Annotated in this window: 46 protein-coding genes; 6 read left to right on the forward strand and 40 right to left on the reverse strand. The window is 35.7% G+C overall.

All coding sequences use genetic code 11. The features are described 5' to 3' along the window. Positions 1-14 precede the first annotated feature (14 nt). From BLV35_RS01180 to BLV35_RS01235, 11 genes are all read right to left on the reverse strand, one after another. Positions 15-575 (reverse strand): glycoside hydrolase family 108 protein, encoded by a 561-nt coding sequence (locus BLV35_RS01180; protein ID WP_091083527.1) that lies wholly within the window; start codon positions 573-575, stop codon positions 15-17. Between the two features lie 102 nt (positions 576-677). Further along, positions 678-1,190, reverse strand: a complete 513-nt coding sequence (locus tag BLV35_RS01185) for a peptidase associated/transthyretin-like domain-containing protein (protein WP_091083531.1) — start codon at positions 1,188-1,190, stop codon at positions 678-680. Between the two features lie 25 nt (positions 1,191-1,215). Next, positions 1,216-1,401 carry a hypothetical protein gene (locus BLV35_RS01190; protein WP_091083535.1) on the reverse strand — a complete coding sequence of 62 codons (186 nt, stop codon included), beginning with the start codon at positions 1,399-1,401 and terminating at the stop codon, positions 1,216-1,218. A 2-nt stretch (positions 1,402-1,403) separates the two neighbouring features. Further along, positions 1,404-1,838: a hypothetical protein gene (locus BLV35_RS01195; RefSeq protein ID WP_091083541.1), complete on the reverse strand. Its 435-nt coding sequence runs from the start codon at positions 1,836-1,838 to the stop codon at positions 1,404-1,406. Between the two features lie 13 nt (positions 1,839-1,851). Further along, the gene (locus tag BLV35_RS01200) at positions 1,852-2,307 is read right to left on the reverse strand and encodes a hypothetical protein (protein ID WP_091083545.1); all 456 of its coding nucleotides are present in this window, start codon (positions 2,305-2,307) and stop codon (positions 1,852-1,854) included. Between the two features lie 177 nt (positions 2,308-2,484). Further along, entirely contained in the window at positions 2,485-3,363 is an 879-nt protein-coding gene (locus tag BLV35_RS01210) for a hypothetical protein (protein WP_091083550.1), read from the reverse strand. Between the two features lie 24 nt (positions 3,364-3,387). Further along, positions 3,388-3,639 (reverse strand): hypothetical protein, encoded by a 252-nt coding sequence (locus BLV35_RS01215; protein ID WP_091083553.1) that lies wholly within the window; start codon positions 3,637-3,639, stop codon positions 3,388-3,390. A gap of 1 nt (position 3,640) precedes the next feature. Further along, positions 3,641-4,006 (reverse strand): hypothetical protein, encoded by a 366-nt coding sequence (locus BLV35_RS01220; protein ID WP_091083556.1) that lies wholly within the window; start codon positions 4,004-4,006, stop codon positions 3,641-3,643. Between the two features lie 80 nt (positions 4,007-4,086). Next, positions 4,087-4,677, reverse strand: a complete 591-nt coding sequence (locus tag BLV35_RS01225; RefSeq protein WP_091083559.1) for a hypothetical protein — start codon at positions 4,675-4,677, stop codon at positions 4,087-4,089. 66 nt (positions 4,678-4,743) lie between these two features. Then, a complete protein-coding gene (locus BLV35_RS01230) occupies positions 4,744-5,196 on the reverse strand; it encodes a hypothetical protein (protein WP_091083563.1) in 453 nt (150 codons plus the stop codon). Positions 5,197-5,248: 52 nt separating this feature from the next. Next, the gene (locus tag BLV35_RS01235) at positions 5,249-6,898 is read right to left on the reverse strand and encodes a hypothetical protein (protein ID WP_091083567.1); all 1,650 of its coding nucleotides are present in this window, start codon (positions 6,896-6,898) and stop codon (positions 5,249-5,251) included. A gap of 319 nt (positions 6,899-7,217) precedes the next feature. On the opposite strand from BLV35_RS01235, the gene BLV35_RS01240 reads away from it, so the two are divergent. Next, positions 7,218-7,430 carry a hypothetical protein gene (locus BLV35_RS01240; RefSeq protein ID WP_091083571.1) on the forward strand — a complete coding sequence of 71 codons (213 nt, stop codon included), beginning with the start codon at positions 7,218-7,220 and terminating at the stop codon, positions 7,428-7,430. A 52-nt stretch (positions 7,431-7,482) separates the two neighbouring features. Here the strand turns inward: BLV35_RS01240 and BLV35_RS01245 are convergent, their stop codons facing one another. The 17 genes from BLV35_RS01245 to BLV35_RS01325 all read right to left on the reverse strand — a co-directional run bounded on the left by BLV35_RS01245 (position 7,483) and on the right by BLV35_RS01325 (position 14,816). After that, on the reverse strand, positions 7,483-7,857 hold the full coding sequence (locus BLV35_RS01245) for a hypothetical protein (RefSeq protein ID WP_091083574.1): 375 nt from the start codon (positions 7,855-7,857) through the stop codon (positions 7,483-7,485). Further along, positions 7,854-8,084 (reverse strand): hypothetical protein, encoded by a 231-nt coding sequence (locus tag BLV35_RS01250; RefSeq protein ID WP_091083577.1) that lies wholly within the window; start codon positions 8,082-8,084, stop codon positions 7,854-7,856. Before BLV35_RS01250 ends, BLV35_RS01245 begins: the two co-directional genes overlap by 4 nt. A 2-nt stretch (positions 8,085-8,086) precedes the next feature. Then, positions 8,087-8,518 carry a hypothetical protein gene (locus tag BLV35_RS01255; protein WP_091083579.1) on the reverse strand — a complete coding sequence of 144 codons (432 nt, stop codon included), beginning with the start codon at positions 8,516-8,518 and terminating at the stop codon, positions 8,087-8,089. A gap of 18 nt (positions 8,519-8,536) precedes the next feature. Next, on the reverse strand, positions 8,537-8,749 hold the full coding sequence (locus BLV35_RS01260) for a hypothetical protein (protein ID WP_091083582.1): 213 nt from the start codon (positions 8,747-8,749) through the stop codon (positions 8,537-8,539). 454 nt (positions 8,750-9,203) lie between these two features. Further along, entirely contained in the window at positions 9,204-9,503 is a 300-nt protein-coding gene (locus tag BLV35_RS01270) for a hypothetical protein (RefSeq protein WP_091083590.1), read from the reverse strand. Continuing rightward, positions 9,503-9,853, reverse strand: coding sequence for a hypothetical protein (locus tag BLV35_RS01275; RefSeq protein ID WP_091083594.1), 351 nt, complete (start codon positions 9,851-9,853; stop codon positions 9,503-9,505). Before BLV35_RS01275 ends, BLV35_RS01270 begins: the two co-directional genes overlap by 1 nt. A 2-nt stretch (positions 9,854-9,855) precedes the next feature. Further along, positions 9,856-10,086 carry a hypothetical protein gene (locus BLV35_RS01280; RefSeq protein ID WP_091083597.1) on the reverse strand — a complete coding sequence of 77 codons (231 nt, stop codon included), beginning with the start codon at positions 10,084-10,086 and terminating at the stop codon, positions 9,856-9,858. A 2-nt stretch (positions 10,087-10,088) separates the two neighbouring features. Then, positions 10,089-10,391, reverse strand: a complete 303-nt coding sequence (locus BLV35_RS01285) for a hypothetical protein (RefSeq protein WP_091083601.1) — start codon at positions 10,389-10,391, stop codon at positions 10,089-10,091. A gap of 26 nt (positions 10,392-10,417) precedes the next feature. Beyond that, positions 10,418-10,588, reverse strand: a complete 171-nt coding sequence (locus tag BLV35_RS19210) for a hypothetical protein (RefSeq protein ID WP_176980543.1) — start codon at positions 10,586-10,588, stop codon at positions 10,418-10,420. A gap of 2 nt (positions 10,589-10,590) precedes the next feature. Further along, entirely contained in the window at positions 10,591-12,330 is a 1,740-nt protein-coding gene (locus BLV35_RS01290) for a hypothetical protein (protein ID WP_091083604.1), read from the reverse strand. A gap of 26 nt (positions 12,331-12,356) precedes the next feature. Further along, positions 12,357-13,052, reverse strand: coding sequence for a hypothetical protein (locus BLV35_RS01295; RefSeq protein ID WP_091083605.1), 696 nt, complete (start codon positions 13,050-13,052; stop codon positions 12,357-12,359). A gap of 29 nt (positions 13,053-13,081) precedes the next feature. Beyond that, entirely contained in the window at positions 13,082-13,417 is a 336-nt protein-coding gene (locus tag BLV35_RS01300; RefSeq protein WP_091083608.1) for a hypothetical protein, read from the reverse strand. Between the two features lie 4 nt (positions 13,418-13,421). Then, positions 13,422-13,697, reverse strand: coding sequence for a hypothetical protein (locus tag BLV35_RS01305; RefSeq protein ID WP_091083611.1), 276 nt, complete (start codon positions 13,695-13,697; stop codon positions 13,422-13,424). A gap of 22 nt (positions 13,698-13,719) precedes the next feature. Beyond that, the gene (locus BLV35_RS01310) at positions 13,720-13,932 is read right to left on the reverse strand and encodes a hypothetical protein (protein ID WP_091083614.1); all 213 of its coding nucleotides are present in this window, start codon (positions 13,930-13,932) and stop codon (positions 13,720-13,722) included. A gap of 166 nt (positions 13,933-14,098) precedes the next feature. Beyond that, positions 14,099-14,317, reverse strand: coding sequence for a hypothetical protein (locus tag BLV35_RS19115; protein WP_143031825.1), 219 nt, complete (start codon positions 14,315-14,317; stop codon positions 14,099-14,101). A gap of 96 nt (positions 14,318-14,413) precedes the next feature. Then, positions 14,414-14,599 carry a hypothetical protein gene (locus BLV35_RS01320; protein ID WP_091083621.1) on the reverse strand — a complete coding sequence of 62 codons (186 nt, stop codon included), beginning with the start codon at positions 14,597-14,599 and terminating at the stop codon, positions 14,414-14,416. A 22-nt stretch (positions 14,600-14,621) separates the two neighbouring features. Then, entirely contained in the window at positions 14,622-14,816 is a 195-nt protein-coding gene (locus BLV35_RS01325) for a hypothetical protein (RefSeq protein WP_091083624.1), read from the reverse strand. Between the two features lie 105 nt (positions 14,817-14,921). Here BLV35_RS01325 and BLV35_RS01330 point away from each other — a divergent pair, with 105 nt between their 5' ends. From BLV35_RS01330 to BLV35_RS01340, 3 genes are all read left to right on the forward strand, one after another. Further along, on the forward strand, positions 14,922-15,311 hold the full coding sequence (locus BLV35_RS01330; protein ID WP_091083628.1) for a helix-turn-helix transcriptional regulator: 390 nt from the start codon (positions 14,922-14,924) through the stop codon (positions 15,309-15,311). Between the two features lie 92 nt (positions 15,312-15,403). Continuing rightward, entirely contained in the window at positions 15,404-15,925 is a 522-nt protein-coding gene (locus BLV35_RS01335) for a hypothetical protein (RefSeq protein ID WP_091083632.1), read from the forward strand. Between the two features lie 347 nt (positions 15,926-16,272). After that, complete coding sequence (locus tag BLV35_RS01340) at positions 16,273-16,620, forward strand: YegP family protein (RefSeq protein ID WP_091083636.1); 348 nt, start codon at positions 16,273-16,275, stop codon at positions 16,618-16,620. Between the two features lie 142 nt (positions 16,621-16,762). Here the strand turns inward: BLV35_RS01340 and BLV35_RS01345 are convergent, their stop codons facing one another. Further along, a complete protein-coding gene (locus BLV35_RS01345; protein ID WP_091083640.1) occupies positions 16,763-16,951 on the reverse strand; it encodes a hypothetical protein in 189 nt (62 codons plus the stop codon). A 462-nt stretch (positions 16,952-17,413) separates the two neighbouring features. Next, positions 17,414-18,646 (reverse strand): 3-deoxy-D-manno-octulosonic acid transferase, encoded by a 1,233-nt coding sequence (locus BLV35_RS01350; protein ID WP_091083643.1) that lies wholly within the window; start codon positions 18,644-18,646, stop codon positions 17,414-17,416. A gap of 221 nt (positions 18,647-18,867) precedes the next feature. Between BLV35_RS01350 and BLV35_RS01355 the strand changes: the two genes are divergently transcribed. Beyond that, positions 18,868-19,998 (forward strand): DegT/DnrJ/EryC1/StrS family aminotransferase, encoded by a 1,131-nt coding sequence (locus BLV35_RS01355; RefSeq protein ID WP_091083647.1) that lies wholly within the window; start codon positions 18,868-18,870, stop codon positions 19,996-19,998. A 140-nt stretch (positions 19,999-20,138) separates the two neighbouring features. After that, complete coding sequence (gene galE / locus BLV35_RS01360) at positions 20,139-21,152, forward strand: UDP-glucose 4-epimerase GalE (protein ID WP_091083651.1); 1,014 nt, start codon at positions 20,139-20,141, stop codon at positions 21,150-21,152. Between the two features lie 43 nt (positions 21,153-21,195). Here the strand turns inward: galE and BLV35_RS01365 are convergent, their stop codons facing one another. The 10 genes from BLV35_RS01365 to BLV35_RS01410 all read right to left on the reverse strand — a co-directional run bounded on the left by BLV35_RS01365 (position 21,196) and on the right by BLV35_RS01410 (position 26,503). Next, positions 21,196-21,450, reverse strand: a complete 255-nt coding sequence (locus tag BLV35_RS01365) for a hypothetical protein (protein ID WP_091083655.1) — start codon at positions 21,448-21,450, stop codon at positions 21,196-21,198. Between the two features lie 140 nt (positions 21,451-21,590). Then, the gene (gene fabD / locus BLV35_RS01370; RefSeq protein WP_091083658.1) at positions 21,591-22,466 is read right to left on the reverse strand and encodes an ACP S-malonyltransferase; all 876 of its coding nucleotides are present in this window, start codon (positions 22,464-22,466) and stop codon (positions 21,591-21,593) included. 291 nt (positions 22,467-22,757) lie between these two features. Beyond that, positions 22,758-23,285 (reverse strand): NADPH-dependent FMN reductase, encoded by a 528-nt coding sequence (locus BLV35_RS01375; protein ID WP_091083662.1) that lies wholly within the window; start codon positions 23,283-23,285, stop codon positions 22,758-22,760. Between the two features lie 2 nt (positions 23,286-23,287). Next, positions 23,288-23,512 (reverse strand): (4Fe-4S)-binding protein, encoded by a 225-nt coding sequence (locus BLV35_RS01380; protein WP_091083665.1) that lies wholly within the window; start codon positions 23,510-23,512, stop codon positions 23,288-23,290. Positions 23,513-23,514: 2 nt separating this feature from the next. Further along, the gene (locus tag BLV35_RS01385; RefSeq protein WP_091083668.1) at positions 23,515-23,922 is read right to left on the reverse strand and encodes an OsmC family protein; all 408 of its coding nucleotides are present in this window, start codon (positions 23,920-23,922) and stop codon (positions 23,515-23,517) included. 35 nt (positions 23,923-23,957) lie between these two features. Continuing rightward, complete coding sequence (locus tag BLV35_RS01390; RefSeq protein ID WP_091083670.1) at positions 23,958-24,242, reverse strand: GNAT family N-acetyltransferase; 285 nt, start codon at positions 24,240-24,242, stop codon at positions 23,958-23,960. Positions 24,243-24,255: 13 nt separating this feature from the next. Further along, positions 24,256-24,972: a pirin family protein gene (locus BLV35_RS01395; protein WP_091083673.1), complete on the reverse strand. Its 717-nt coding sequence runs from the start codon at positions 24,970-24,972 to the stop codon at positions 24,256-24,258. A 200-nt stretch (positions 24,973-25,172) separates the two neighbouring features. Then, positions 25,173-25,748 carry a Crp/Fnr family transcriptional regulator gene (locus tag BLV35_RS01400; protein ID WP_091083675.1) on the reverse strand — a complete coding sequence of 192 codons (576 nt, stop codon included), beginning with the start codon at positions 25,746-25,748 and terminating at the stop codon, positions 25,173-25,175. After that, on the reverse strand, positions 25,748-26,083 hold the full coding sequence (locus tag BLV35_RS01405; protein WP_091083678.1) for a DUF6370 family protein: 336 nt from the start codon (positions 26,081-26,083) through the stop codon (positions 25,748-25,750). The genes BLV35_RS01400 and BLV35_RS01405 overlap by 1 nt, the downstream gene beginning before the upstream one ends. A gap of 57 nt (positions 26,084-26,140) precedes the next feature. Then, positions 26,141-26,503: a DUF983 domain-containing protein gene (locus tag BLV35_RS01410; protein WP_091083682.1), complete on the reverse strand. Its 363-nt coding sequence runs from the start codon at positions 26,501-26,503 to the stop codon at positions 26,141-26,143. Positions 26,504-26,542: the final 39 nt, after the last annotated feature.

The following is a 26,542-nucleotide window of genomic DNA, read 5'->3' on the forward strand; positions in this document are numbered from 1 at the left end:
AATCCCTATCAATATTAAGCCACCTGTCCCGATGGCGAAGCGTTTTTTGTGTAAGAGAAGGATTTTAGCCTGTTTAGCCAAGAGTTTAAAAACTCGCCACCCATACTGTAGTAATGACTGGCTCTAGCGGCTTTAATTTTGTTGAATAAAAGTTCTTGATTAACTGAATTAATAGCGATAGCTGTTAACGGCCCTATATCTCCATCTATAGTGACGTTCTTTTTAAAGTCATTACGCAAAATTCTTTGTACGATTGTCCCAATAGGGCTTTCTCCTGCATTTACGGCATGATCTGTAATAATGTTGGCAATAGATTGGTTTTTTAGCTTATCGCCTTGCACATCGTCCCAAAAGTATTTTTTGTACAACGCCTGGGCTTTTAATTTTGTAATGGCTTTCATATCGGCAACCGTTGGAGGTCTACCTATAATTCCCTCGTAGAAACGAGCAGAAATACCGTAGTTTGTACCTACATTGATACCTAGAGAATTATAGTTTCCTTTGTCTTTAGTTAACTGCTGAAAACCGCCTTCTATTTTTTGTAGTATTGGAATAAACAAATTGAAATTTGCCATGGTTTTTGGTTTAATGGTTTTAAAAAAATTGCCGTTTTGCCACCCAAAATGGCAATGGATGGCAAGGGGCAATCTCACGCAATGAAAATTAATACTAACGTTCTAAATTTTTGCTTTGATTGTTTTGCTCGTGCCGTATTTTTTATACAACAATACGCCAGTTCCAATAGCCGAGAACCAAAAAAGCCATGTTCCTAGTTTATCGTTTGATACCGGTTTTTTGTAATTGTTTTTTACAACTACGTCCGCTAATCCCTCGGCCGTTGTTCTCATTTGAATTGTTGCAGGTAATAAAGAGGCTTCCATTTCGTAATTTTCCATGCCGATGTAAGTCACTTTTATTAAAGCGTTGCTAGCCACATTTTTTATGGCAAAAATCCCATTGAGGTTTGTTGTCGCTACGCCTACACCGCTAACACTAATGTTGGCATCTGGAGTTGGTTTTCCAAACTCATCTAAAACGGTAGCCGAAATAGTAATTAATGCGGGTTTAACAGGTGTTGCTATTGCTGTTTGAAAGACAGTAGGTGTATATTTTATTGTGGGAGTGGTTATAGGACGATATAGATCGTCTGACCACTCTAATAAATCTCCAAAGTATTGTGCTTGTACCATAATTATTTATGTTTGGTTGTTATTTCTACCCTTGTGTCGATACCGCTATGATTGCTGCGGTAACTATCCATGCGTACCATGGCTTTTTTTTAGGAACTGTAGCGGTTGTAACGGCTTCCGTTTCATTAAAAGGTAAAGCTGTTGCAGAATTATTTACTGTTGTTTCCTGTGCTACCGTGTCATAAAAACTAATGCATTGATGTTGTCTCATGGCTATAAATGATAAGGGTATTTTGTTCGCAATAATGCGTAATCCTGAACGGACAATTCTTCTTTTAACCATCCTTTTAAATTGACTTTTGGCAGTCCATAAAAAGGGTTATAGCTTCTTTGATCTCCAGTAACAGAGTTGTAAAGCTTAGATCCAAATGCTGTAACTACCTGCCCAAATTGAGTTTGACTAACAGGTTTTAATATTTGTAGGATTGCTTCTTCCTCTGTGCCCATATCCTTCATGGCTTCATAAAGTCCTAACGCTACGTTTTTAGCATTAAAAACAGGTTGCACGGGAATGTACCCTCCATTTCCTGTGGGGTCGCCACCATCCCCTGAGTTTTCTTTTCCTTTGCCAAAAATGAGATACAATAGAACGGCTGCGCCTACTACACCTCCAGCTATTTTTACGTTTTTTTCTTGTTCCTGTGTCATTTTATATTTTTTTTTATTGAAAAAAAGCACCGCCTAATAGAAACGACAATTGTTGCATTTGGTAATTTGTAAATTGATTATAGCACCATTCCTCCAGGTTTAAATCTCCTCCAAAAAGAGTTCCTTTTTTATGCTCAAAGGCATTAAAAACACGAACAAAACCGTTATAATTTAATCCTGCAATTTGCCTTGATACGTTTTCAAAATCATTGCTAAAAGTGCTTATAGATCCATAAATAGCATCAGCCCTGGACTTCGCTTGTGCATAACTCAAATTAGCTGCGCTATATGCACTATTTTCTTTTCTTTTTACAAAACGATTCGTGTATTTAGAATAAGCATAATAAGCAACGCCCAGTACTGTGAAAAGTTTAATCAAAAATGGGATTGCTTCCGCTGATTTTTCTACGACTTTCGCCCCTGCCACAACGGCTAATGGGTTTCCTAAATTTGATTTTTTTGTTTTCATTATAAAAAGGTTTGAAGGGTTTTAAATTTAATATCGCTGGATAAATAGGCTATTGCCTTTGGCGATTTTATAAGTTTTAACACTCGTTTTAATTGATCCGTTGTCAATGCGTTTAAGGCATCGATTGCGTTTTTTCTTGTTAGTAGTTCCATGTCTGAACCTGCACTAAGGGTTATATTAGACTGCGCCATTTTGTTGCTGTATTAATATTTTTAACTGATTGATAAACGGTTCGTTATTGATGTAGTGACAAACAGATCCTAAAAAGTTGATTTGATTGTCGTTTAAGTTGTCCATAACGTGTTCTATAAACTGTTTTTGGGTTTCCGTCATGTCAGGCGATCCTAACGCACCTGCCGTTGCAGGTATTCCTCCACCTCCTTTTAATGCCGCTAAATTTCCTAACAGTTCCGGTGCTTTCTCTAACAAGGTTTGAAAAGCAGGACTATCAGCAAACGACTTGTTCTCGGCTTTGGCTAACATGACCGCCATTTCTTTTTGCGATTCGGCAATAGATAGTTGTGTCAACGTACCTCTATGGTCTATTTCTAAAAGGGCGTGAACTTGTTTTAACGCTTTTAATTCGTCTTTAACTTCTAATAGTTGTTCCTTTTTATCTTCTAATAGATCGGCTTTTCGTTGCATTCCCATTATTTCAGGTAGTCCAAGTCCAAAAACATTTCCCGCTCCGGGACTACCTAAAAAACTAGGCGTTGCATACGGCTGTGGTAGTGGTCGTGCTTCTTGAAGTGGTAATGGTTGCGGCTGCGGAGTTTCTTGTGGCGCTTGGTAATTAACTGGAGAAACTTCAATTTTACAAGAGTTTTCCTTTTTTGAAGTGGCCCCATTTTTGGAACGCATTTCTACCCAAACAAGTGTTGGCTTAGTGATTGCTCCTAAATGCAGCTTGATATACGTTTCTAAATCTTCATTAGGAACGTCTTCTATGTAAATTGCGTTTTTACCTATTAATTTACCATTATCTTGATTTGTAATGGTAATAAATCTTTCCGGTTTTCCCTTTAAGAATTGTACTGTATTAGCGATGTTACTCATAATTATTGCGTGATTTTGAGTGAATTATATAATATCTACATACCCTATATACAATTGACGAGTTTTCGTCTTGTCAGGGCTAAAAGTGATTGGGATTGCGTTTTGCAAAACAATAGGAGCATATACGGAATAAGTTTCTCCTGGCGCTAAGTTTCTGCCGTCAATGGTTACTGAAGCAGTTCCTTGGTTCTGAAAAGTAGGGTTAATCATTCCGGCTAGTGGGTAACTGGAATGATTTTCCTTAATCAGTTTGTTTACTAGATTACCACAAAACATTTTAATACAATTGAGGTTTCTCAATCATAAATAAAACTTGTATGGCAACTACTTCTGTAGCTGATGTTGCTGTTGCAACTATCTTTGCTTCAAATGTTCTACCTCCTTGAAAGTCAACTGGACGTAAACTATCTTTAAACGTTCCACCGTTTGTCTTTTCGCTAAAACGAACGTCAGCAGGTCTTACAATTTCTTGGTTGTTTTGTAGGATCGAAAGGTTTAGTATCCTTGCTTCGGGATTACCCGCTACAATTGCACCAATAGCTACTACGTTACCGTCAGGTACTATTACTTTTTCGGAATCTACGCTTTCGTTAACTGCTAAAAGAATGTTAGCCGTTACGTATTCATATCTTTTATCTTCCATTATTTTGAGAATAAAAAAAAGCCTTGCCTAATGCAGGCAAGGCTTTTTTGGTTTATGGTTTGGTTTAATGGTGGTTCGGTTTACGATGCTTTGATCGATGTTTGCAATCCGTTCAAACGCAAGTACACGTAATGTTTGTCAGTTGTGTCATCCATTACTACTCCTGGAGCAAATTTCAATTGTAATGTGATTGACTTATCATCAACTAGGTAACATAACGATTTCAATTGTGTGTATTGATCGTTCACGTTTTGTCCTGCTGCGATGTTATGCAAGTCTGCAACTGGCATTCTCAACACTTCTCTACCGTTTTGGTTGATGATGAACAACGCATTTAACAATGGCGCAGGTGCTGCAATGTTGTACTTTAACGACCCTTCTTTTCCAGTAGCTGCATCTTTGGCATAGCCAATAGAAATTTGGTCAAGGACAAACGCTCTACCAGTTTGAAGAATGTTTTTGTCAAATGAGCAAATACCATCAATTCTGTTTGTGGTTGCATCGATTAAATCGATTGTACCACCGCCTGTGATTTGTTTCTTGATCTCAAGAACTTGCGGGTTTAAAGTCGTTTTTGCGGTTGCAATATCACTTTGCAATTGAGTGGACAATTGTCCTGAAATTGCTCCTAAGAACAACAATACTGTGTGAAAAAATACTGAATTATACATTTTAATTTGGTTTAATGGTTTTACTTTTTTTTAAAATTTACTTTTGGAATTGAATTGAGTTTGTGGTTAAACTCCGGAGAATGAATTGCCTAAAAGCGGTTGATCGCTAGGTCTATCCCACATATCTGAACCTTCTCCTTGCCATGCAGCATTAAGCGCTGGTGTTGTGTTGTTTAACGACACCTCTTTATGTCCTACGATTGCATTAACGAATTTGTTTGATGTAGTATCAGCTGCTTTTACTGGAATAGCTTCCGCTAAAGTGTCTGACAATTCATCATAGATTTGTTTTGTACCCATACCTATCAAAGCGTTTTGTCCTGCTTTGGCCATGGCTGTTGTTGGGGTAATAAAAGCGGCAGCGATGATACTTACACCTGCGATTGCCCATTTTTTGTAACCGTTGGTAGAATCAGGCATTACTGCTGAAATTCCGTCTCCAACCTTTGCTCCAATTACCAATGCTCCGGCTGTCGCGGCTACACCTATAATTGTTTTTGTGTTTGGTTTTTTTAACATTTTAATTGTGGATTAGTGGTTTCTATTTTTCATGACTTCTAGTTTAATGCTATTACATTAAGAGTTTTATCCCCGTTAGTATTGCACCGCCTATAGCTATAATAGGTAATGCTGAGGATGATTTTTCTTTGGGTTCGGTGGTTGCTACTGGATTTCCATTTGCATCTACTACCGTGGTGGTTTGTGTTGGCGTTTGTGGCTTTACAGGGGCGGGCGGGGTTACTCTAAAACTTTCAAAAGAAACCTGTGGGTTTGCCCATCCATAATTGTCTGACTTGTTAGGTAGTTTAATTACCCAATTAGCGCCTGATCTTTGTCCTTGTGATGTTAATTGAAAGTTTTGTGAAGTGAACTCCTCGTAGGTGTTTTTTCTTAACTCCTCAACTCCTTTTTGAACTAACGCCCAGCCTTTTCTTGTACAACTAGCGTACTTGCTGTTTTGTCCATTAGCGGCATCGTTTAACATTGATTGCGTAGCAAATTGAAAACGATCTAAGTTTTCTGTCGTTGGCGATTTATAGATACCTGACCAATCTCTAAGAAACGGTAGCCATATCAATAGATCCGCTTTGGCTTTTTGTTCGCTGTACGATGCTCCCCAACATGATAGATCAAAGCTATTTGCAAAAACGGCCCCGAATGTTTTTTCGATTGGAATAATTGACGTTAAAACGCTTAATCCAGCGCCAATAAAGTTGCCTGTAGCTAGATCAGTAGCTAATCCACCAACTGATATTCCGCCAACTGAAAGATTGTTTAGTGCTGATGTTCCGGAACTCAAGGCTTGGCTTCCAAATGAAGATGTTGCAGTGGGTGCGTAAACGTTTCCTGTAGGTAAGCTCCCGGCTGTTATTCCTCCGTAAGTGCTTCCTACGGCTGTCAAGCCTAAACCTGATTGCGAATACGCTTTTTTCAGTATTTCTCCCATGTTAGGATCAATACCGTTTTCGATATTCCATTTTACTAATGCCAACATTTTGTTAGTCACTTGCCTTGGAACTCCTTTTTTTTCTAACTCGTTAAGAAAAACATGAAAGTTATTTACCGTATTGGCCATAACTGAAGGCGCACCTAAACCAGTACTCCTGATTGGTGTTCCCTGACAAGCGCAACCTAATCCACTTACGTATGGCGATGCTAAACCTTTGTGTTTCATATTGTAGTCGTATTTATTGGTAAAACTTACCTCTTTGTTATTGTGCGTTGTCGCATCAATTATGTAATGACTTGATCCGTTAGGGATTACTACATAAACGTGTGACCATTCCCCTGGCATGATTCCCGCTTGTTGTACCATTCTAAAGGCGTGCGGGATTCTTAGATTTTGCAAAATTGTACTCGCTAATATGGAGTAGGTTTTACAATCGAAACCTTTTTCTCTAAAGTGCCATGCAGCACTAGGAGAATAGAGGTTTTGTGTTTCTCCGTCTAACCTGTACTGAAAATGAGAATAAAGGAATTGGTAAATGTTGTTTACGGTTTCCTGTAATGATCTTCCTTTCAGTATTGGAGCAATTTTAGCCATTTGACTGGCGTATTTATTGGCCCATTCAGCCATGTACTTCAAAGTGTCATAAGTGTCGCTATTGTCGCTTTTATTGTCAAAATTGTGATCGATGCCTTTGTAAAGAGGAATAAGTGCGTTGTACTCTTTTCCATGCTTTAAAGGGCGATACAATATGCTGTCAATTGAACTACTCATGCTTTTCTTCTGTTTGTAAATTGTGAGTAAAGCGGAAAGGCTTTTAGAATTTTGTATTTTTGATTTACTACACTCTCGAAACTACTTCCCGCATTAACTAACTCAAAATCAATTCCTATGAAATGAATTACAAAGATGGGAGGGATTGTTTTTTCGCTCGTTGGATTCGGTTGCTTGCGGTTGCTTTTGGCTGGATTCCGTGTCTTTTTGTTGGATTTTGTTGGTTTCGGTTGGATTCTGTCGCTTTTTGTTGGTTTTCGGGTTGGAATAATTGAAAGGTTTTAGCTATTTTTGACTAACCATTAAACCAATCGTTCTTATGTCAACAAAAACACTAATACAGCCAAAAAGAAAAGCGGAATTGCAAGAAATTTTAAAAGGTTTTGGACGCGAAACTGTAAAACAGGAAGTGATTAAAATAATCATGAAGCTGCGTGATGTGCCGTTGAAGGAAGCTCAGAATATAAAAACAATTTTTCCTAACGAGGTAAAAGAAATTTTTAACCGTTTTGATTATGAAATAGAAGCATAAAAAAAACCACCCGGTTATGGGTGGTTTTTTTAGGTTGATGAAGTAGTGGCCTTTAGGTTAATAAAGTGCCGTGTTTAATTACAAAATATAGTTTTCCTTGTTCTGCTCCCCAAGCGGGATTACCTTCTCTTATTTCGATTCCTTTGTGTTCTAGTTTTAGGATTCTTTCACTATCGTTTGATTTTGGATAGCCTAAAGTCATTATGTTGTTTTTTATTTTTATTTTATTCATAAAAACTAAGTTTTTAAAATTAAAATCAGAATTTATTATATAACCTTCCCAAAACAATTTTGGTTGTTTTTCTCCAAAATAAGTTAATAATTTATTAGCCCAATAAGGCGTGATTTCTCTATAATCTTCGGTTTTTATTCCTGATTTTGTCATTTCAAACCATTCCTTTTTTAATGGTAAACGTAAGTCGTTCATATAGCTGTTTTTTTTAAATACAAAATACTTACTTTAGAAAATATCTGATCAAATTCATCTACCATGCAAGTAAACCTATTAAAAAAGAAGTGTTTTTTTTCTTCTATAAAAAGTCCACTTATTATTTCGCCATCGTTCTCTGTTATGATCGCTTTAGCGTTGGTTTTTCTGTTTGTAATCAATAAAGTTTGATTTTCTATCAAATAGTAAAGGTCTTGGTTTTCCATGGTTAAATACCTAATTTGGTTTCTATTTCACTCAATAAATTATCAATCAATAATTGATTTTCTATCACTACAATTTTAGAGAAACGAGTTAAAAAATCATTTGTAATTATATTGTATTGTATGTCTCCAAATAACTTTCTTCTTTTTAGTTCATCTAAAACTTCTTTGTCTTCAAATTCGGTTATATCTTTTTCTTCAGGCTCGTCCGGGGCCTCTACAAGTTCATAGTAAAACTCTGCGTGACTTTTAAAACAACTACTGCTAATGTTTTTAAGAATAGTATTTTCAAACAATCTTATGTTTGCATCATGTACGTTTCGTCTATCTAAATAGTTACGCCTGGTTTCATTTTCAATTTCCTTAATAGGTTCGTAGTTGTTCATTTCGTGTGAAGTTCCGTCTGCGAAGGTTACTGCTGTAATTTGTTTTTTCATAATGGAATTGATTTTGGTTTAATGGTGGTTCTCTAGTCGTTCTATTTTGTTTTGTTTGTACTGGATGATCCTTTTAAGGCGATCAATCTCTTTTTGTTGTTCTAAATAGTTGTCAAGTGCAAAAAAGAATATTTCAGGAACGGTTTTTATTTTTTCTTGTGCTGCAACCGCTTCCAGTTGTTTGCGTTGTGCGGGAGTGAAACCTCTTATATATGTACTGTTTTTTATCATTGTATGTTGAAATGTAGATTTTTTAATGGTGAAAGGTGGTTTTAGTTTACCACTTGGTTTCTCTAGGACAATTTTTTGATGTCTTTATTATAGCGTCCAATAGTTGTGATAGCTTTTTTTTAATGATTTGGAACATTTGTGTGTTTGGTTTAATGGTGTTACGCTAGCGTGTCTCGTTAACGTGTTTTTTTGTATACGTTAACGTAAACAGCGTGATTATTACATGAATAAGTCTGTTTGTGTGATTTGTGGTGGTTGTTTTTGCGTGATTTGATTGTGATACTCATAATGTTTATTCAAATAGGTAACGTGTTCCTCTGTTAGAAACTCTTTGTCCGGATAGTGGAAATCTAAAGTTCTTATTTTGCGAGTGGGTGTGTTATTCCTTTTTTCGTAAACGACTTTATTTTTTACAAAGAAACTTTTGTGGTTGGGTGATTTTTCTATTTTCATTTTAGTTAATATCAAATAAATAATAATAATTAGCGATGTCATACATTTTTTTATTCATGCTAAAAGTCCATGAATCTGAACCATCTGTGTTGAATTGTCTTATATACTCTTCGCCTTTTTCAATTATATATGGATTTTCTTTTTTTAGGTAAGTTGCAATTTGCCTGTAATGTGCAAATGAAACTTTTTGTCCTTTTGGTAAATAAAAACCTCCTTCAATCCAATCTTTTAGGAACTTTTCATAACCATCATCATGATGTCGTTTTCTTGCTTTTTGTACTGAATTATGTATGTTTCTCATTACTGTGTTTTTTTATCAATTAGTAAAAAAAGAGAATTGGCTAAACTGTAGTTGTGATGGTCTTTTGGTTCTAGTTGCTTCAAGCTGCAGCATAGGGTTCCTAAAATTGCCGCTTCATGGTATTTAAAGGAAATAGAATACTTTTTTTTATGGTCAAAAATGGTGGGTTTCCTGCTTATGCTGTCTGCTTTTGAGCTTATTTTGTCAAAACAGTCTAAGAGTAAACTATTTTCTATTTTTTTACTATGCGAAAGTCTTACAAATTCCCTTGGATGAATTACGGCTACTTCTTGTAGTTTTTTTTGTAAGTAAAGGACTTGATCTGCTGTTATTTTTAGTTCTACTTTCATGGTTATGGGCGTTTTATTTCATGTATTAATGCTCCGTTTTCATAAAATTGATAGACAACAACTCTTTTAGCTGCTTCTTGACCGTTTACAAATCGGGTAAGCATTCCGTTCATGATAGTGTTGCTGTGTTTCTTGTTCTCTTGAATGGGGGAGTACCAAGTTATATTTTTCTCATTTGGTGGCATTAACGCCACCATTTTGAGTTTAGAAGTTCCGGTTTGATAGAATGGCATGGCTAGGCTTTTTTTAGTTTTTTACGCACGATTTTTGTCTCTGCTTGCAGTTGCTTGTAATCCAGTAAGGCCTGATTGCCTGTTCTAGCATAGATCACGGTATTGCCATTGTTAAATGCGAATGGTTTTAATCCTTTTTCTTCTTGCTTTTTTATAAATTCTTTCTTGTCCTGGTTGTTTTTTGCTTTGATTTGGGCATTTTGCCATAACCTTTTTAGCATGGCCCATTCTAAGGCATAAAACAGAAAAGCGATGAACAGGATAGCGAAAAAATAAGCGATGTAAGTGATTAATTGTAAGTACATGGTTTAATGGTGTTTGTGGGTTATTATTAATTTTTAGTTTCTTCCTGAAGTTCTGCTATACCGAGTAGAGCAAACATTATTGTAGCTCCTATTCTCGATCCTGTGTGCCAGTCTCCTGGGTTGATTTTCCATTCATAAAAAGAGAAAATTATAAAGACGAACACTAAAATTGTAAGGGCTTTGATGTATTTATTCATGGCTAGCAAGTGTATTTAGTTGATACTTTCAGTAAGGTGTCTGATAATTTTTGTAGATAGTTTTCAGGGAGGTTTTTGTCTACATATTCGATCAGTTCAGGTAATTCAATGCGATTTTTAAAGAATGCATTCACTTTCATGTCGAATTTTTTAGCGTGATTGATGCCTGTTTTTCTAATTGTAGACTTTTTAACTACCGCTTTAGCTAATTTTGGTTTGTCTTCAATGTATTTCAGGTGGTTTTTGTAGGCTAATTTTGTGTATTCAAAACCAATTTCCTTTTTCTCAGTACGTGTAAAATCAAAATAATCAGATGGATATAGCGGGTTGATGCCTGTTTTTAAGAACCATTTTTGAGCGTTGTTCAATCTCCATATCATTTCGTCCAGTTTGTCAACCATTAATTCCTTTTTGTACAAGTGTACGTTGCCGTTGTTTACTGTAAACAGTTTTTCCATGTAGGTATTGATCGCTTTTTTCCATGATCCTACGAAAGGTGTTTTTCCTCGGTACAATTTGGCAGCGTTCTTAAAAAATTCCTGAACGATCAAGGTTTTAAATTCCTCACGGCCCATGGTTCCGTAAGTAGCTTCTTTGTATAAAATGCGTTTATCGATGCGCTTGTAGCCGTTGTAATCGCCATTAGCCAGTTTTTCGGCAAAGTTTTGATTGTGCAGCACGCTAGTTTCTAATTTTTCGGACAAAGTTTTTGAAACTTTAACATTTTCGCCCCCCCCTGGTGTTTGGGGTTCGCTACTTTGCACTTGGATGCTCTTGTAAAAAACAAATGAAAAATCAGGCGTAGCCGTTCCTTTTAATGGAAAATCGGCTTGTCCGTTTTCTCTTTTATTAATATTACTTTTAATAGTTCTAGTATCTTCATTATTATCTGTAACTTCTTTACGCCTTTGGGAGGTAACGGCTTGATTATCAGTCGAGGTCAAAAGTTGTGTTTTTGCATCAAAAACAACTAAAATTTGGCTCGATACGTGCATTTTTAAGCCTGTTTTATGCCCTCTAAAAAGATAATCAACAAACACTCCCGCTTCTTCTAATCGTTTCCTGTGGTTGCGTATTGTAGCTCTACAAACATTAATAGAATGTACCTCATTGCGTTTTAAATTAGTGATGTGGTGTGCGTTTACTTCCATTTGGCGTACTGGGCTGGTTTCGGTAACGCCTAATTTTAAGTATTCGTTGCTAGTTTTTTGCAACTGGATAGAATAGAGGTAGATCATTTGCTGAAAAACGATTTCGCTAGCGTACTTTACCGTAAGGTGTTTTCTTTTCTCGAGAACGTTCCCTCTGTCTTTGTTAAACTCTGCTACGAGTTCGTTGTATTCTTTAGTTTCTTTGTTTTTGTTTCGAAGCAGGAAAATTTTAGAGAATTGTTTTTGCACCTCGTTCATTTTTCCAGTAGCTATAAAAGTGCGAACAGCAGCGTTTTCTTTTTCTATCTCGATATTGATTTCTTCTACCATTTCGTTGTACTTTGCTATGTACAGGCGGTAATTGTCCATTGTGGCTGCAAAGGCTGTTGAATTGATATAAGGATGCACGGCCATAACAGGCTGTACGTCTTCGACAAGTGATGTAAAGGTTACTTTCTCTGTTCTTGTAGCGGGTGTGTTCTTTGGTTTCCTGATGGGCTTCACGCTAGCGGATACGTTAGCGTGATTCCCAAATATATTAGCAGAAAACAAGCTTCCTAAGCTTTGTGGTTGACTGTTGTGTGGTTGCATTGTGGTTGGTTTAATGGTGGTGAGCTTTAATATCTATCCCAGTAGTTGCTTGGTGTATAGTCAAAATCTGTGATTTTTACTTGTGCTGAGTAAAGTCTAAAAATTTTAGCTTCTATATTGCGCATAGAAACTAACCTTGATGGAGATACTGGTTTTTGTGTGGAGTCCCAATGGTCGTCTTTAGTTTTAAAAGTAAAAATACCACCTTTTCTGTCTCCTTTAGTGCTGAAAATAAACTTAATAGCACATTTATACTCTTCTATATCAGGATCAATGTCTGCGTATATTTCGACCCAGTTGTGTTCGCGGTTTTCATTTACTATGAAAGTAATGTTGCCTTCTCCTGATTGATCGTTTTTTTCTTGGCTTGCTTCAATAAACATATCGGCAATTTCTTGAAGTCTAATTTCTTTTTTATTTACGAAACCAACGATGTTTTGTGTTAGTTCTAGTATGGGCTGTAAATTGACCTGTTGCAGTAAGTTGTCGTTAATTGTTTTAGCTACTAATGCATTGTAATCAATTAAATCGAACTCTTGTAGGTTGACTTTTAAGGTTTCCTCAATTCTCTTTTTCAGCTCCTTTGAAGTGTCCCCATAGGAACAAAAAATATCTTTCACTACTGAATTAATCATAGTTTCGATATGTTTTTCTACCATTTCAGGAACTTTTTCTGAAACAACTTTATCTACTGCTTTTTGAATTTCTGAATTTAAGTGCATAATTTTTTGGTTTAATGGTGGTGAGCAATTTATAAAACTTCTACTTGTTCGATTCCGTTTAAAGGTCTTTTTCTTTCGGGTTTTTTGAAAGGAACGTTTTGTTCTTTCATCTCTTCTTTAATTGCCGTGACTATTTCTTTAACTGTTTTCGGCAGCGGATTATGATTATAAAAAGAGGTGGTGAAGTTGTTAAAGTAGGTGTCGTAAAAGATTACAATTGAAACATTTAATTGGTTTGGATTTTCTAATATATTATTAGAGAATCTTTTTTTTTGCGTTTTCGTAAAAGAAACTTCTATTTGTACAATATCTAGAATAGGGCTTATTTCTAGTTCTACCTGGTCTATCAGTTCGGCTATATTCATGATCTTAGTTATAAATTAATTTATCAGATGAACGCTCTAGCAGTTCCTCATGTGCTTCTTGCTCTTTTTGTTCCTCAATTCCTTCAAGGCTGTCGTGAACGTCTTTGCAAATGGCTCTAACTTCTTCCGGGGAGTGGTTGAAGTTTTCTATTTGGTTTCCCATTATTACAATGGCTTTTGGTGCTTTAATAAACTGGTACGCTACTCTTACTCTTTCGATAAAGCCTAAAAAAGGAGTGTTTTCAATTTCTTCTACTTGGATTGTTTTTGAATTTTGCATAATTCGGTGGGTTTAATGGTGGTTAATGATTTGAAAGTCTATTTACTTCTTCATATTGTACTTCGATATTCATTTTAGCGGTTGAAAGTTTTCTTGCAGTTAGCTTTTTTTGCTCTTTCAAGTAGTTTAGCGTAGGTTTTAACACTTCCTGTGCGTTTTCTAACACTAAAACTTCTATTATTTCAATTGCAGTTGAGAAATTGTCTATTTCATCAATTAATTGTTTTATTGCCATTGGGTTGGTTTAATGGTTAAAAAATGCAAAGGTCTTGGGGTGCGTGGAATTAGTAGATAATCGTTATTCAATAATTCGGGGTAAGAACGTGTTTGCCTTTGCATTGGCTTGGTTAACCTTTCAGTACCGCCACATGAATAGATCACATGACGGAACTTCTAGGGAATTATGCAAGTTTGCCTTGCACTTGGATGCTGTATTTAGCTCTAATCACGTTCATGCAATAGTCGAGCGTGGGAAGTACTGTTATTGGTTTTATGTTTTTTGGCCTACTATTTGCAACTGGCTTTTTTAGCTTGTTGAATGCCGCACTAAACGCTTCCAGCTCTTCCGGGGAGAAAGTGGAAATTATATTTAGTACTGAATTAGCAATTGTTGTAGACATTTTTTTTTATATTTGTAGTGTTGGGGTGGTTCCTGACAAATTATACTAACCGCAAGGTTGGTTTAATGGTGGAAGCGGGCGTGGTTGCCCGCTTTTTTATTTTGGTTTAATGGTGAGAAGGGGGCCTTTATTATTGTTTTTTCTTTTAATTTCTTCTTCCTTTAGTTTATCTAATTTTCTATCGATATACTTCATTTCGATAATTAGCGCCACCGCTAGAATAAATCCCAACACAAGTACGATTCTTATCAGTAAATCAGTATTCTCTGTTAATGTTTTCATAACTGGCACGGTTTTAGGTTAACTAATTTTTAGTAGGTTTTTTCGTTGGGTAATCTGGCCTTGAAACGATTTCTCTAATTGTATAAGTAGAGCGGTTGTATTTTTTAGCTAAAATTGCTTCAACTTCATTTCTACTCTTAATTCTGTCTACTCGAAGTTCCTTGTATTCCGCTTTTATTTTTTCGGTACGATTAATTGTGTTTTCAGATTTTGCCATGATATTGTGTTTTAGAAATTGTTTTTCGTTATATTTCTACAACAAAGAAACTAAAGAAAATCAAGATAACCTAATATTATTAAGATGAAAACTAATAAAATTTAGATGAAAAACTTTATAGGTTTAAATATCAAGCACTTATGCGACAAAAATAATTTAAAACAAGATGAGTTCGGACAGTACTTTGATTTGAATAAAGGGGTTGTAGGGACTTATGTGAGAGGAAGTGCGAACCCGAAAATAGAAACGATTCAAAGAATTTGTTTGCACTATACTATAAGTATAGATGATTTTGTCAATACAGATTTATCAGCAGGAAAGCCATACGCAACAAAAGGCGGCAACTTATTATACACTGAGGAAAACAAACCTGATCCTTATGTAATAAGTCCTAGATATGTAGAACTACTGGAAAAGTCGCTAGAAGACAAGGATAAAATAATAAATGCACTAGAATTGAGGTTGCAGGGCGATGACAGGAGTAAAACAGCATAGAGCTATAATGACAATTGTTTAATTAAATGAAATAAGTTACAACAAAATGTGTATTTTCGTGTTAATTATAAATTAACTTAAAATACAACAAAATGAAAAAAATTATTTTTAGTGCTATTCTGTTAGCAGGTTTGTCCAGTTTTGCACAATCAGAAACCGCTGCCGTTTCGGCAACCGCTACGTCAACTGCTTCAACAATGACTTTGTCAGAGGGAACGGTCTTAAAAGTGGCTTTGTCTGAAGACTTGAACGGTAAAAATTTAAGCAAAGGACAAAAAATCGATTTTACCACAAGTGGCGATTTTATCCTTGGTGATCGAGTGGTTATAAAAGAAGGATTAAAAGTAACCGGAACTGTTACCGAAGCTGCCAAAAGCGGAATGCTTGCCAAACGTGGTAAACTGGCTTTTAGTATCGATTACCTTTATTTACCTGATGGAAAGGTTATAAAACTTACAAGCGACGTTACTAAGGCCGTAAAAAGCAGCACTGGTGTTGTAGTGGCAACGGCTGTATTGTTAAGTCCTTTGGCATTGTTTATAGGCGGTAAAAACGCAAAATATAAAGAAGGAGAGATTTTTGAAGCTTATGTAAAAGAGTCTTATACATTTTAATACGTCCCTGCAAACGAACCTACAGCGGACGAGTTCTTAAACTTCCTGAAAAAATAAGAGGTTAGAAAACAATTAGTTATGTTTTTTAAAAGTGCTTAAAAGCGAGTTTGCAAAACTTAAAATCCAGTGAACAGCAATGTTCGTGCGGGTTCAAGTCCCGCTCTGAGTACTAAGAAAGCTTCAAACTATGTTTGGAGCTTTTTTTTTGTTTAAAATCGAAACCTTTTTAGGAAGATGTTAGTGTAAGATTGTACTTTTAGGGGGTTGGTTTTTTGTACATAGGTTGTTATTGTAAAAGCTAGTTTAGCCTTTGTCTTTAATGATCTGATTTATTTCAATAATTATTTATGGCGACTTTTGTAATTAGTAAAAGATTTAGTGGTGATTATAAGTTTGAATTTACTTCCAGAAAAGGGAAGACAATTTTTACGAGTAACGCGTATGAGCTGCGGATGGATTGTGAGTCTGCGGCAGAACATATTCGTTCCGTTTTAGAGAGTTGTTCTTATGTAAAGTTTAAGACCACTAAGGGGAAGTTTTTCTTTAGGGTAGTAATCGAAAATGAGGTAGTTGCTACTAGTAGAAAGTATAGTACGGAGTTGATGGTTCAAAAAGGGATCCTTGAAATAACGAAATATGGTCCAAGCTCGGAGATATTAGATTTCTCGAATAATAATTTTGTTTTTGAAGATTGACGCAAGTTGTTTTTAATAGTTTTAAAGGAAAAGGGTCTCTGAAATAATTATTTCAGAGACCCTTTTCCTTTAGGGATTGCTACAAATAAAAAAAGCCATCTCGCTTACGCGGATGGCTTTAATTTTGTGATGTAATTTAAAATTACTCAGCAGCAGGTGCTTCAACAGCAGCAGAATCAACAGCTACAGCAGCAGTATCAACAGCTACAGTATCAACAGCTACAACAGTAGTGTCAGCAGCCATAGTTTCTTCAGCAGCAGCGTCAGATTTTTTACAAGATACAACAGTTAAAACAGCAACAACAGCTAAACTTAAAAATACTTTTTTCATCTTAATTTAATATAAAGGTTAATTATTAATTCGACGCAAAGATATAAAATATTTGATATGTAATTTTTTTTTTTGTTTTTTTTTTAAAATATTTTTGTTTTTTTTTATTTGCTCGTTTTTACAGCCACAGTCCCTATTGATGAGGACTGTAGAGGAGAATGTTTTGATGGCTGCCATTAATTTAGTAAGGATCTGTTTTTTGTGATGATAAAAGAGGCTCTTTTTCGGAAATAGAAGCGCTAGGTTTTTTAATTAATTGAGGGTAAATAAATTAGGGTTTTATAGAAGGAAATACGGGTAAGTCAGTCTAGGTATTTTAACGGTTGGTTTCCCTTTTTTTGAAAATGATATTTTGATGATGGTTGTCCCAAATTATCTTTGAGATAAATTAGGGACTCATTTTCTGTAATTACAAAGAACTATCCGCTGTTTTAAATCAGGAATAGGAGCTCAATCTGAACGCTATTTCGCAATGTTCTTCATGATTATATTTGTCGCCCCTTTATTCATTTGAACAAAAGAACTACAGATATGACCTTTTTCACTTCGGAAGCTATCGTCTATAATTAAATCTTTAAAAGCGGCGATTAATTCTGTTTCGTTAGAAATGGAGATGCATCCTCCCATGTTGACTAAAGCGGTTGCTTCTGCAAAATGAGAATAATTCGGTCCTATTATTATTGGAACTCCAAAAGTAGCTGGCTCCAGTAAGTTGTGGACTCCAGGATTCCCGAAACCACCACCTACAAATGCGATGTCAGCATAACTATAAATTTTAGTAAGAATACCAACAGTGTCGATGATAAAGACATCAAAATCAGCTAGGTTTTTCTCCTGCATTTCGGAGAATAACACTGTTTTTTTTGTGATGCTGTTTTTTAGCTGTTCAATTTGGTCCGCTTTTATGTTGTGAGGAGCGATTATGAATTTTACATTCAGTGTATTGGAATTTATAAAATCCAACAATAGGGCTTCGTCTTTCGGCCAAGAGCTGCCTACTACTATGGTTAGTGTATTGTTTTTGAATTGTGAAATATAATCTAAATCATTGTCTTTCTCCAAAATTGCGGCAACGCGGTCAAATCGAGTGTCACCTGAAAAAGCTACATTAGTTTTTCCTAACTGCTGTAGTAATTTTTTGGAGCCTTCATTTTGTACAAAAAAGTAGCTGAAAGTATCTAATGCTTTTCTGTAAAAGCCTCCGTACCATTTAAAGAACATTTGTTCTTCTCTGAAAATTCCAGAGATTAAATAGGTAGCTGTGTTTAGTTTTTTCAATTCATTTAAATAATTCAGCCAATATTCATATTTGATGAAAAACACCATGTCTGGGTGAACGAGATCAAGGAATCGTTGTGCATTTTTTTTGGAGTCTAACGGTAAATACACTGTAACGTCTGCAACTGTGTTGTTTTTACGGACTTCATACCCTGAAGGAGAAAAGAATGTAATGACGATTTTGTGCAGCGGATATTTTTCTTTGATTTTTTCTATTACCGGTAAACCTTGCTCGTATTCCCCTAATGAGGCGGCATGAAACCAAATCGTTTTATCTGAAGGCTTTATTTTTTGTTCTAAAGTGGGGAAAACAATTTTTCGACCATCGACAAAAAGCTTGATTTTTGAATTGAACAGCGCAATGAAGTTGAGTAATGAACCAGTAATTTGAATTACTATGTTATAAAGAAAATGCATACCGGAATTTTTATTTCGCTAAAATACAGTTTCTTTTGTTTATCATTTAAATCTTAGTGCTTAAATTCATATTTTTGCAAGTAAGAGTTTTAATAAAGTCTAAAAAAATTACTTCGATTTTTAAAAGCGCTACAACTGAATCGTAAAACAGCAATCTGCCTCTTTTGCGTGTTTTGTATCTTTTTTGAACAAGTAGGTTAATTGGTTTAAATTAAATATAAATGAAAAAAATCCAAATGGTTGACCTAAAAAGTCAATACGAAAAAATAAAAGAAACCGTAAACATTTCTATCCAAGAGGTTTTAGATACAAATACCTATATTAATGGGCCACAGGTTCACCAATTCCAAAAATCTTTAGAAGAGTATCTAGATGTTAAGCATGTAATTCCTTGTGCAAACGGAACAGATGCCTTGCAAATTGCGATGATGGGATTAGATTTAAAACCCGGTGACGAAGTAATTACTGCTGATTTTACTTTTGCTGCAACAGTTGAGGTAATTGCTTTATTGCAATTGACTCCCGTTTTGGTCGATGTAGATCTGTACAATATGAATATTTCTATCGATGCAATTAAAAAGGCCATTACGCCAAAAACAAAAGCAATAGTTCCTGTTCACTTATTTGGTCGTGCGGCTAATATGGAAGCTATTATGGCAATTGCCAAAGAGCATAACCTATACGTAATCGAAGATAATGCGCAAGCCATTGGAGCTAATTGTAAATTTTCTGATGGAACCAAGAAGAAAGCAGGAACCATTGGTCATGTGGCGTCAACTTCCTTTTTTCCTTCTAAAAATTTAGGCTGTTATGGAGACGGTGGAGCCATTTTTACTAATGATGATGCATTGGCTCACAAACTTCGCGGAATTGTAAATCACGGAATGTATGAGCGCTACCATCATGATGTGGTAGGAGTAAATTCTCGTTTAGATAGTATTCAAGCAGCAGTTTTGAACGCTAAATTACCTTTATTGGATCAATATGGCAAAGCCAGACAGGATGCAGCACGTAAATATTCCGCTGCATTTGAAGGACATAAAAACATCATCGCGCCAACTATTTGTGACATCTGCGACTGCCATGTCTTTCATCAATATACCTTACGTATTGTAGATGGAGACCGAGATGGTTTGATGAAACATCTGTTAAGCAAAGATATTCCATGTGCGATTTATTACCCAATTCCATTGCACTCACAAAAAGCATATTTAGATTCAAGATATAAAGAAGAAGACTTCCCAGTAACAAATCAATTGGTAAAAGAGGTGATTTCGCTTCCTATGCATACGGAACTAGATGATGAACAAATAAAATTCATAACGGATAGCGTTTTAGAGTTTTTTAAATAATTTTTTCAGGAGCTATTTCCTGCTTTCCACTATATCTTTTTATCCTGAACTTGTTTCAAAATCTTGAAACAAGTTCAGGATAAAAAGGATGCCGTTTCAATCAGGGCTATAAAAACGAGTCCGAATAATAAAGAATTAAAATGAAAATACTAGTAACAGGAGGTTTAGGTTTTATAGGATCTCACACCGTTGTCGAATTGCAAAACGAAGGCTTTGATGTGATAATTGTGGATGATCTTTCTAATACCTCATTAAAAGTATTAGACGGTATCGATGCCATTACAGGAAAAATTCCGGCATTCGAAAAACTGGATTTACGGGACAAGAATAAAGTACAGGATTTTTTCAAAAGACACCATGATATTTCAGGCGTAATCCATTTTGCAGCTTCAAAAGCGGTAGGTGAAAGCGTCGAGAATCCGTTGTTGTATTATGAAAACAACATCAATGCATTGGTTTATGTGCTGCAAGGATTGCAGAAAATGAACGAAGCTAACTTTATTTTCAGTTCGTCTTGTACCGTTTATGGTCAAGCTGAAATAATGCCGATTAATGAAGACGCATCGATTCAAACTGCAATGTCTCCTTATGGAAATACCAAACAAATAGGAGAGGAAATCATCACTGATGTTGCTAAAGTATCTAATATTAATGCAATATTATTGCGTTATTTCAACCCGATAGGAGCACATCCTTCAGCTGAAATTGGTGAATTGCCTATTGGTGTACCTCAAAACTTGGTGCCGTTTATTACGCAAACTGGTTTTGGATTGCGAAAAGAACTTTCAGTTTATGGAGACGATTATCCTACGCCTGACGGAACAGCAGTACGGGATTATATTCACGTTGTAGATTTGGCGAAAGCCCATGTCATCGCTTTACAAAGATTGTTAAATAAAAAGAATGTCACTAAAGTAGAAACCTTCAACTTAGGCACAGGAACAGGAAGTTCAGTATTAGAAGTCATCAAAGCTTTCGAAAAAGTAAGCGGACAAAAATTACCTTATAAAACTGTAGCCCGCAGAGAAGGAGATATTACTTCGGCTTATGCGAATACAGATAAAGCCAATACGGTTCTAGGCTGGAAAGCACAATCTACACTTGAAGAAGCTATGGCGAGCGCCTGGAAGTGGGAACAAAAAATAAGAAGTTAAGGATATAAAAATGGCTGCCAATTGGCAGCCATTTTTTTGTGGATTATTTTTCAGCGTCTTCTTTCATTTTATCTGCTTTCGCATCCATTTTTTCAGCACCTTCTTTCATCGTGTTGCTAATTTTAACCTTAGTAGAATCTAAGGCCGCATCAACTTTAACGGCTGCTGTGTCTACAGCGTCACCCATTTCTGTGCCTATTGCATCAGTAGCTTCACCTACTTGATCTTTAGTTTCCTGCTTACAAGAAACCAATGTTAAAGTTGCAACAACTGCTAATCCTAAAAGTGTTTTTTTCATGTTTCTGTATTTTTATTAATTAATGATCGGAATGTATTTATTCCTTGTATAAAGATAAATGAAAAATCCCCACAAATTTTTGTTGTGAGGATTATTTTTATGTTTGAAACTGAATAGTAAAAACTGCGACTGAATACTAATTACGCATTCGCCGTAGCTGCTTCTTTATCTATTTTTCCAATTAATCCGGCCAATACTTTTCCTGGGCCAACTTCAGTAAACAAAGTGGCACCATCAGCAATCATTTGCTGTACAGATTGTGTCCATTTTACTGGAGCTGTCAATTGGATGATTAGGTTTTTCTTAATCTCTTCTGGAGACGAAACTGCAGTCGCCGTTACATTTTGATATACTGGGCAAATAGGAGTAGAGAAAGTAGTCGCTTCAATCGCTGCAGCTAGTTCTTCTCTTGCCGGTTCCATCATTGGGGAGTGGAATGCACCACCTACCGGTAATAACAAAGCGCGTTTTGCACCCGCTTCTTTCATCGCAACACAAGCTGCTTCAACAGCCGTTGTTTCTCCTGAAATAACTAATTGTCCTGGGCAGTTGTAGTTTGCAGCCACAACAACACCGTCGATCGAAGCACAAACTTCTTCTACAATAGTGTCAGCAAGTCCTAAAACGGCCGCCATTGTTGAAGGTGTTATTTCACATGCTTTTTGCATTGCAAGAGCACGTTGCGAAACTAATTTCAATCCGTCTTCAAACGATAAAGCACCATTAGCAACTAATGCCGAAAATTCTCCTAATGAATGTCCCGCTACCATTTCTGGTTTGAAATCATCACCTAAAGTTTTAGCTAAAATCACTGAATGTAAAAATACCGCTGGTTGCGTTACTTTAGTTTCTTTTAATTCTTCCGCCGTACCTTCAAACATAATGTCTGTGATTCGGAAACCTAATATTTCGTTTGCTTTTTCAAATAAGTCCTTTGCTAATGCAGAGCTTTCGTATAAGTCTTTACCCATTCCTGTGAATTGCGCGCCTTGACCTGGAAATACATATGCTTTCATAAAAAGTTGTTTAAAGTTTAAGGTTTCAAGTTTATCTGATGATTGAAATAAAACCGTCTGCAAAAATACTATTTTTTTTAGGAGCAGCAACTTTTGTTCTTCTAATCAACAATTGTCCTGCTGTGCGCTACAATCTTTTTGTCCTGAAATAAATTCAGGATAAAAAGGATTTTCACTTCCATCAGGGCTAGAGAGAAACAGTAGGGTTTTCAATAAACAAAAAAAGCGTTGTGCTTATAACAACGCTTTTGTCTATAAAATAGGAGTAAATCCTAGGTATGTGGTTGTAAATTACAATTCGATGGAATTGATGATTTCTAGCAACTGATTGTTTAAATCGGTATTAATGATTCCATTTTTAGCATCAAAATTTTCATTGAAGCTCGGTAACGAGAAACTTCCTTTGATTACAGCACCTTGAAAAGGAAAACGATTTTTTGCAATTTCTAAAACAGAACTTCCTCCTCTTGGCCCTGGTGATGTGGCTAATATGAGGGTTTGTTTTTCTTGGAATGTTTTAGCGTGAATTCTCGAAGTCCAGTCAAATATATTTTTAAAAGCAGTAGAATAGGCACCGTTATGTTCAGCAAAAGAGATCACAAGTAAGTCTGCAGTTCCCAATTTAGCATAAAAATCAGTTGCTAACGCTGGAATTCCAGTTGCTGTTTCTTTGTCGGTTGAGAAAATTGGCATTTCATAATCATTCAAGTCTAAAACTTCTACTGACGCATTTTCAAATTGTCCGGAAGCATAAGTAGCTAATTGTTTATTGATAGAGTCTTTACTAGATGAAGCACCAAAAGCGATAATTTTTTTCATTTTTATTTATTTTTAAAATAGGTTAATGCTCCTGAAGGGCATTTATTTACGGTATCTATAATTTTCTCCGTCGAAGAGGCCTCAATTTTTATCCAAGGCTTTTCTTTGGGTTGGAACACATCAGGATTGTTGCGAACACAGTTTCCTGAATGAATGCATTTGGCAGATTGCCATACCACGGTAACTTCACCATTGGTATATTCCTTTTTAATGTCTTTAGCGTCCATAATTATAGCGTTGTGTTAATTACAATATTGTTTTTTAATAGTTTCGACACCGGACATTTTTCGGCAATAATTAATAATCGCTTCTTAATGTCGTCTTCAATTTCTGTTGGAAAACTAATTGATCTCGAAATTGTTGTAGTGAGTTCAGGATCGCTTTCTTGGTAAAAATTCAAAGAAATATTTATTTCAGGAATATCCCATCCTTTTCGATCAATATACATTCTCAAAGTCGATAACGTACATGCGGCCAAAGAGGCTAGGAGTGTAGAAAAAGGATCTGGGCCAAGGTCTTTTCCATCAATACTCTCAGGTTCGTCCATAATAAGTTGGCCGTTTCTCCAAGTGATAGTGCACAAATACTTTTGAATACCGATGTGTCCAGTAATATCTTTTTCTAATACATTTTCCATACTTTAATTTTTAAAATTAGGCCTTTCGGGCTAGATTACAAAACGTCTCTGAATTCAGGGGTTTTGTCAAAAACGTTCTTCGCAAATGGACATAAGGGCAGAATTGTAATTCCGTTTTCTCGGGCAAATTCAACTGCTTTCAGGATCATTTTCTTGCCAAAACCTTTGCCGTTGTTCCCCGGATTTACTTCAGTGTGGTCAATGATAATTTGAGTTGTACCAGCAAAGACAAATGTCATTTTTGCTTCGATTTTATCATCGACTTTTATATAAAACGAACCCTTTTTATCATTGTGTTCTAATTGTATTACTTCTGCCATAATATGTTTATTATTAGAGTTGCATTGGGATTTCCATTAATAAGAACTCAGCATCTGAAGTTACTTCAATATCCAGAGCAGTAACATCCCAAATTCCGAAGCCGTCTCTAGTTTCTAATTCTTGTCCGTTAATCGTTAATTTCCCAGAAAGTATAAATGCATAAACACCATTACCTTCTTTTTTTATATCGTAAGCGGCTGTCACTCCTTTGTCAAATTTACCCAAATGAAACCAAGCATCCTGATGAATCCAAACGCCTTCATCTTCTGCATTTGGCGAAAGAATTTGTTGGAGTTTGTTTTTTCTTTCTTCTGGGTTCAAAGAAATTTGTTGGTATCTCGGTTCTACGTTTCTTTTATTTGGGAAAACCCAAATTTGCAACAATTTCGTTCTTTGGTCTTCGTTTGGATTGAATTCGCTGTGCTTTACTCCAGTTCCAGCACTCATGACTTGTACGTCACCATTTTTGATAATTTCTGTATTTCCCATACTGTCTTTGTGAGCCAAATCTCCTTCAAGCGGAATGGTGATAATTTCCATGTTATCATGTGGATGTGTACCAAAACCCATTCCTGCAGCTATCGTATCGTCATTCAAAACGCGTAAGGCTCCAAACTGCACTCGGTCTGCATTGTACCAACTTCCAAAACTAAAACTATGATACGCATTCAACCATCCGTGATCTGCGTGTCCTCTTGTATCTGCTTTATGTAAAACTGTATTTTCCATGATGAAATAAATTTAGTGATTATTATAATACAAATTTACAACCATTGAATGGAGAGGGCACTTAATTTAGGTTAAGAAAAAAAGTGTTCGGTGTTCAGTTTTAAGTATTCAGTTTCGTTTGGTGCATATTTTTAAAACCGTAATTTATTTCGGGTTTTTTGATCGTTGAGACAATTCTGATCACTAATTCAAACTGATTACTACTTCCTGAGTAACTTCGATTTCATCTTGCTGAAAAATTCCGGTGTAACACCAATGTAAGAGGCAATCTGTTTTTGAGGTACTTTTTGAAGTAACGTAGGATATTTTCTGCGAAATTTTTCAAAGCGTTCTTCTGCTGATAAACTTAGATTATCCATGAGGCGTTCTTGGTTGGCCACCAAGGAGTTTTCGGTCAGGATTCTGAAAAAGCGTTCCAGTTTAGGAATTTCAGCGTATAGAAAATCTTGGTTTTCTTTCGAAAGCATAACGATTTCGGCATCTTCTAAAACTTCGATAAATAGATTACCTGGTTTTTGCGAAATTAAGCTGTACATGTCGCCAATCCACCAACCTTCGCAGGCGAAAGTTAAAATATGTTCGACTATATTATCATTGATATTGAAACTTCTCAGAATCCCCGAATTCACAAAATAGGAATGTTTGCAAATTTGCCCAGAATTCAATAAAATAGTTTTAGCTTTAAAAGTATGCGTTTCAGTTTTAGATAGAAACAATAGTTGCTCTTCTGGAGTAAGTGAAATGTGTTTACTAATATTTTGAATGAGTAGTGACACTATTTTTGCTCTGTTTCCTTTTCTTCAGGAAGTAGTTTGAATGATGAAACTACAAAACGATTGTTTTTTATTTCACCTACAACTGCTGCTTTTCTAATAGCTGCACAAAAACCGTCATTGGCATGTGCATCACCATGGGAATCAATGGAAGTGCCGTCAACAAAATAAGGTTTCCCGTCAATACGAACAGCTAATTCGCAGCCGTATCCTTCCATTTCAAACTGGCATTGTCCACAAGCAGCCTCTACTATTTGAGATTTTGATTGTTCTTTTTTATCTTGTGCATTGACGAGCAAGATTGAAAATAGGAATAGCGCTGTTATGTGTTTTCTCATTTTTTAAAATTTGATAACGACAAGATAGTTATTTTTTTTCAACTCACGACATACTTTTTAATTGGAATAATTCTTAAACATATAGATCCATAGTAGTCTTGACAACCTAATATTGAAAGGAGATAGCGCTAGCATTACGGCCATAATGATTGGGATCATTCGTAAGTCAAAAGTTTGTTCAAAGAAAAAATGTGCGATAAGATAAGTCGCAATTCCTTGTGCTACAGATAATCCATAATTGACGTACATAGCACCAAAAAAGTAACCCGGTTCTTTCTCAAATTTAAAATTGCAGTTAGGACAATATTCATTCATTTTTGGAAAACTGAATTTAAAAAAGATGCTTTTTTCTTTAAATACCTTGCCTTTAAGACAGTTTGGGCAATCATTATTTAGGATGTGAACGAGTGAGTTTGACATTTTGTAATTTTTGTCAAAGGTATTTGATATTAACGTGAC

Origin of the sequence: Flavobacterium gillisiae (genome assembly GCF_900107635.1) — a bacterium.
In the GTDB taxonomy this organism is placed as follows: Bacteria; Bacteroidota; Bacteroidia; order Flavobacteriales; family Flavobacteriaceae; genus Flavobacterium; species Flavobacterium gillisiae.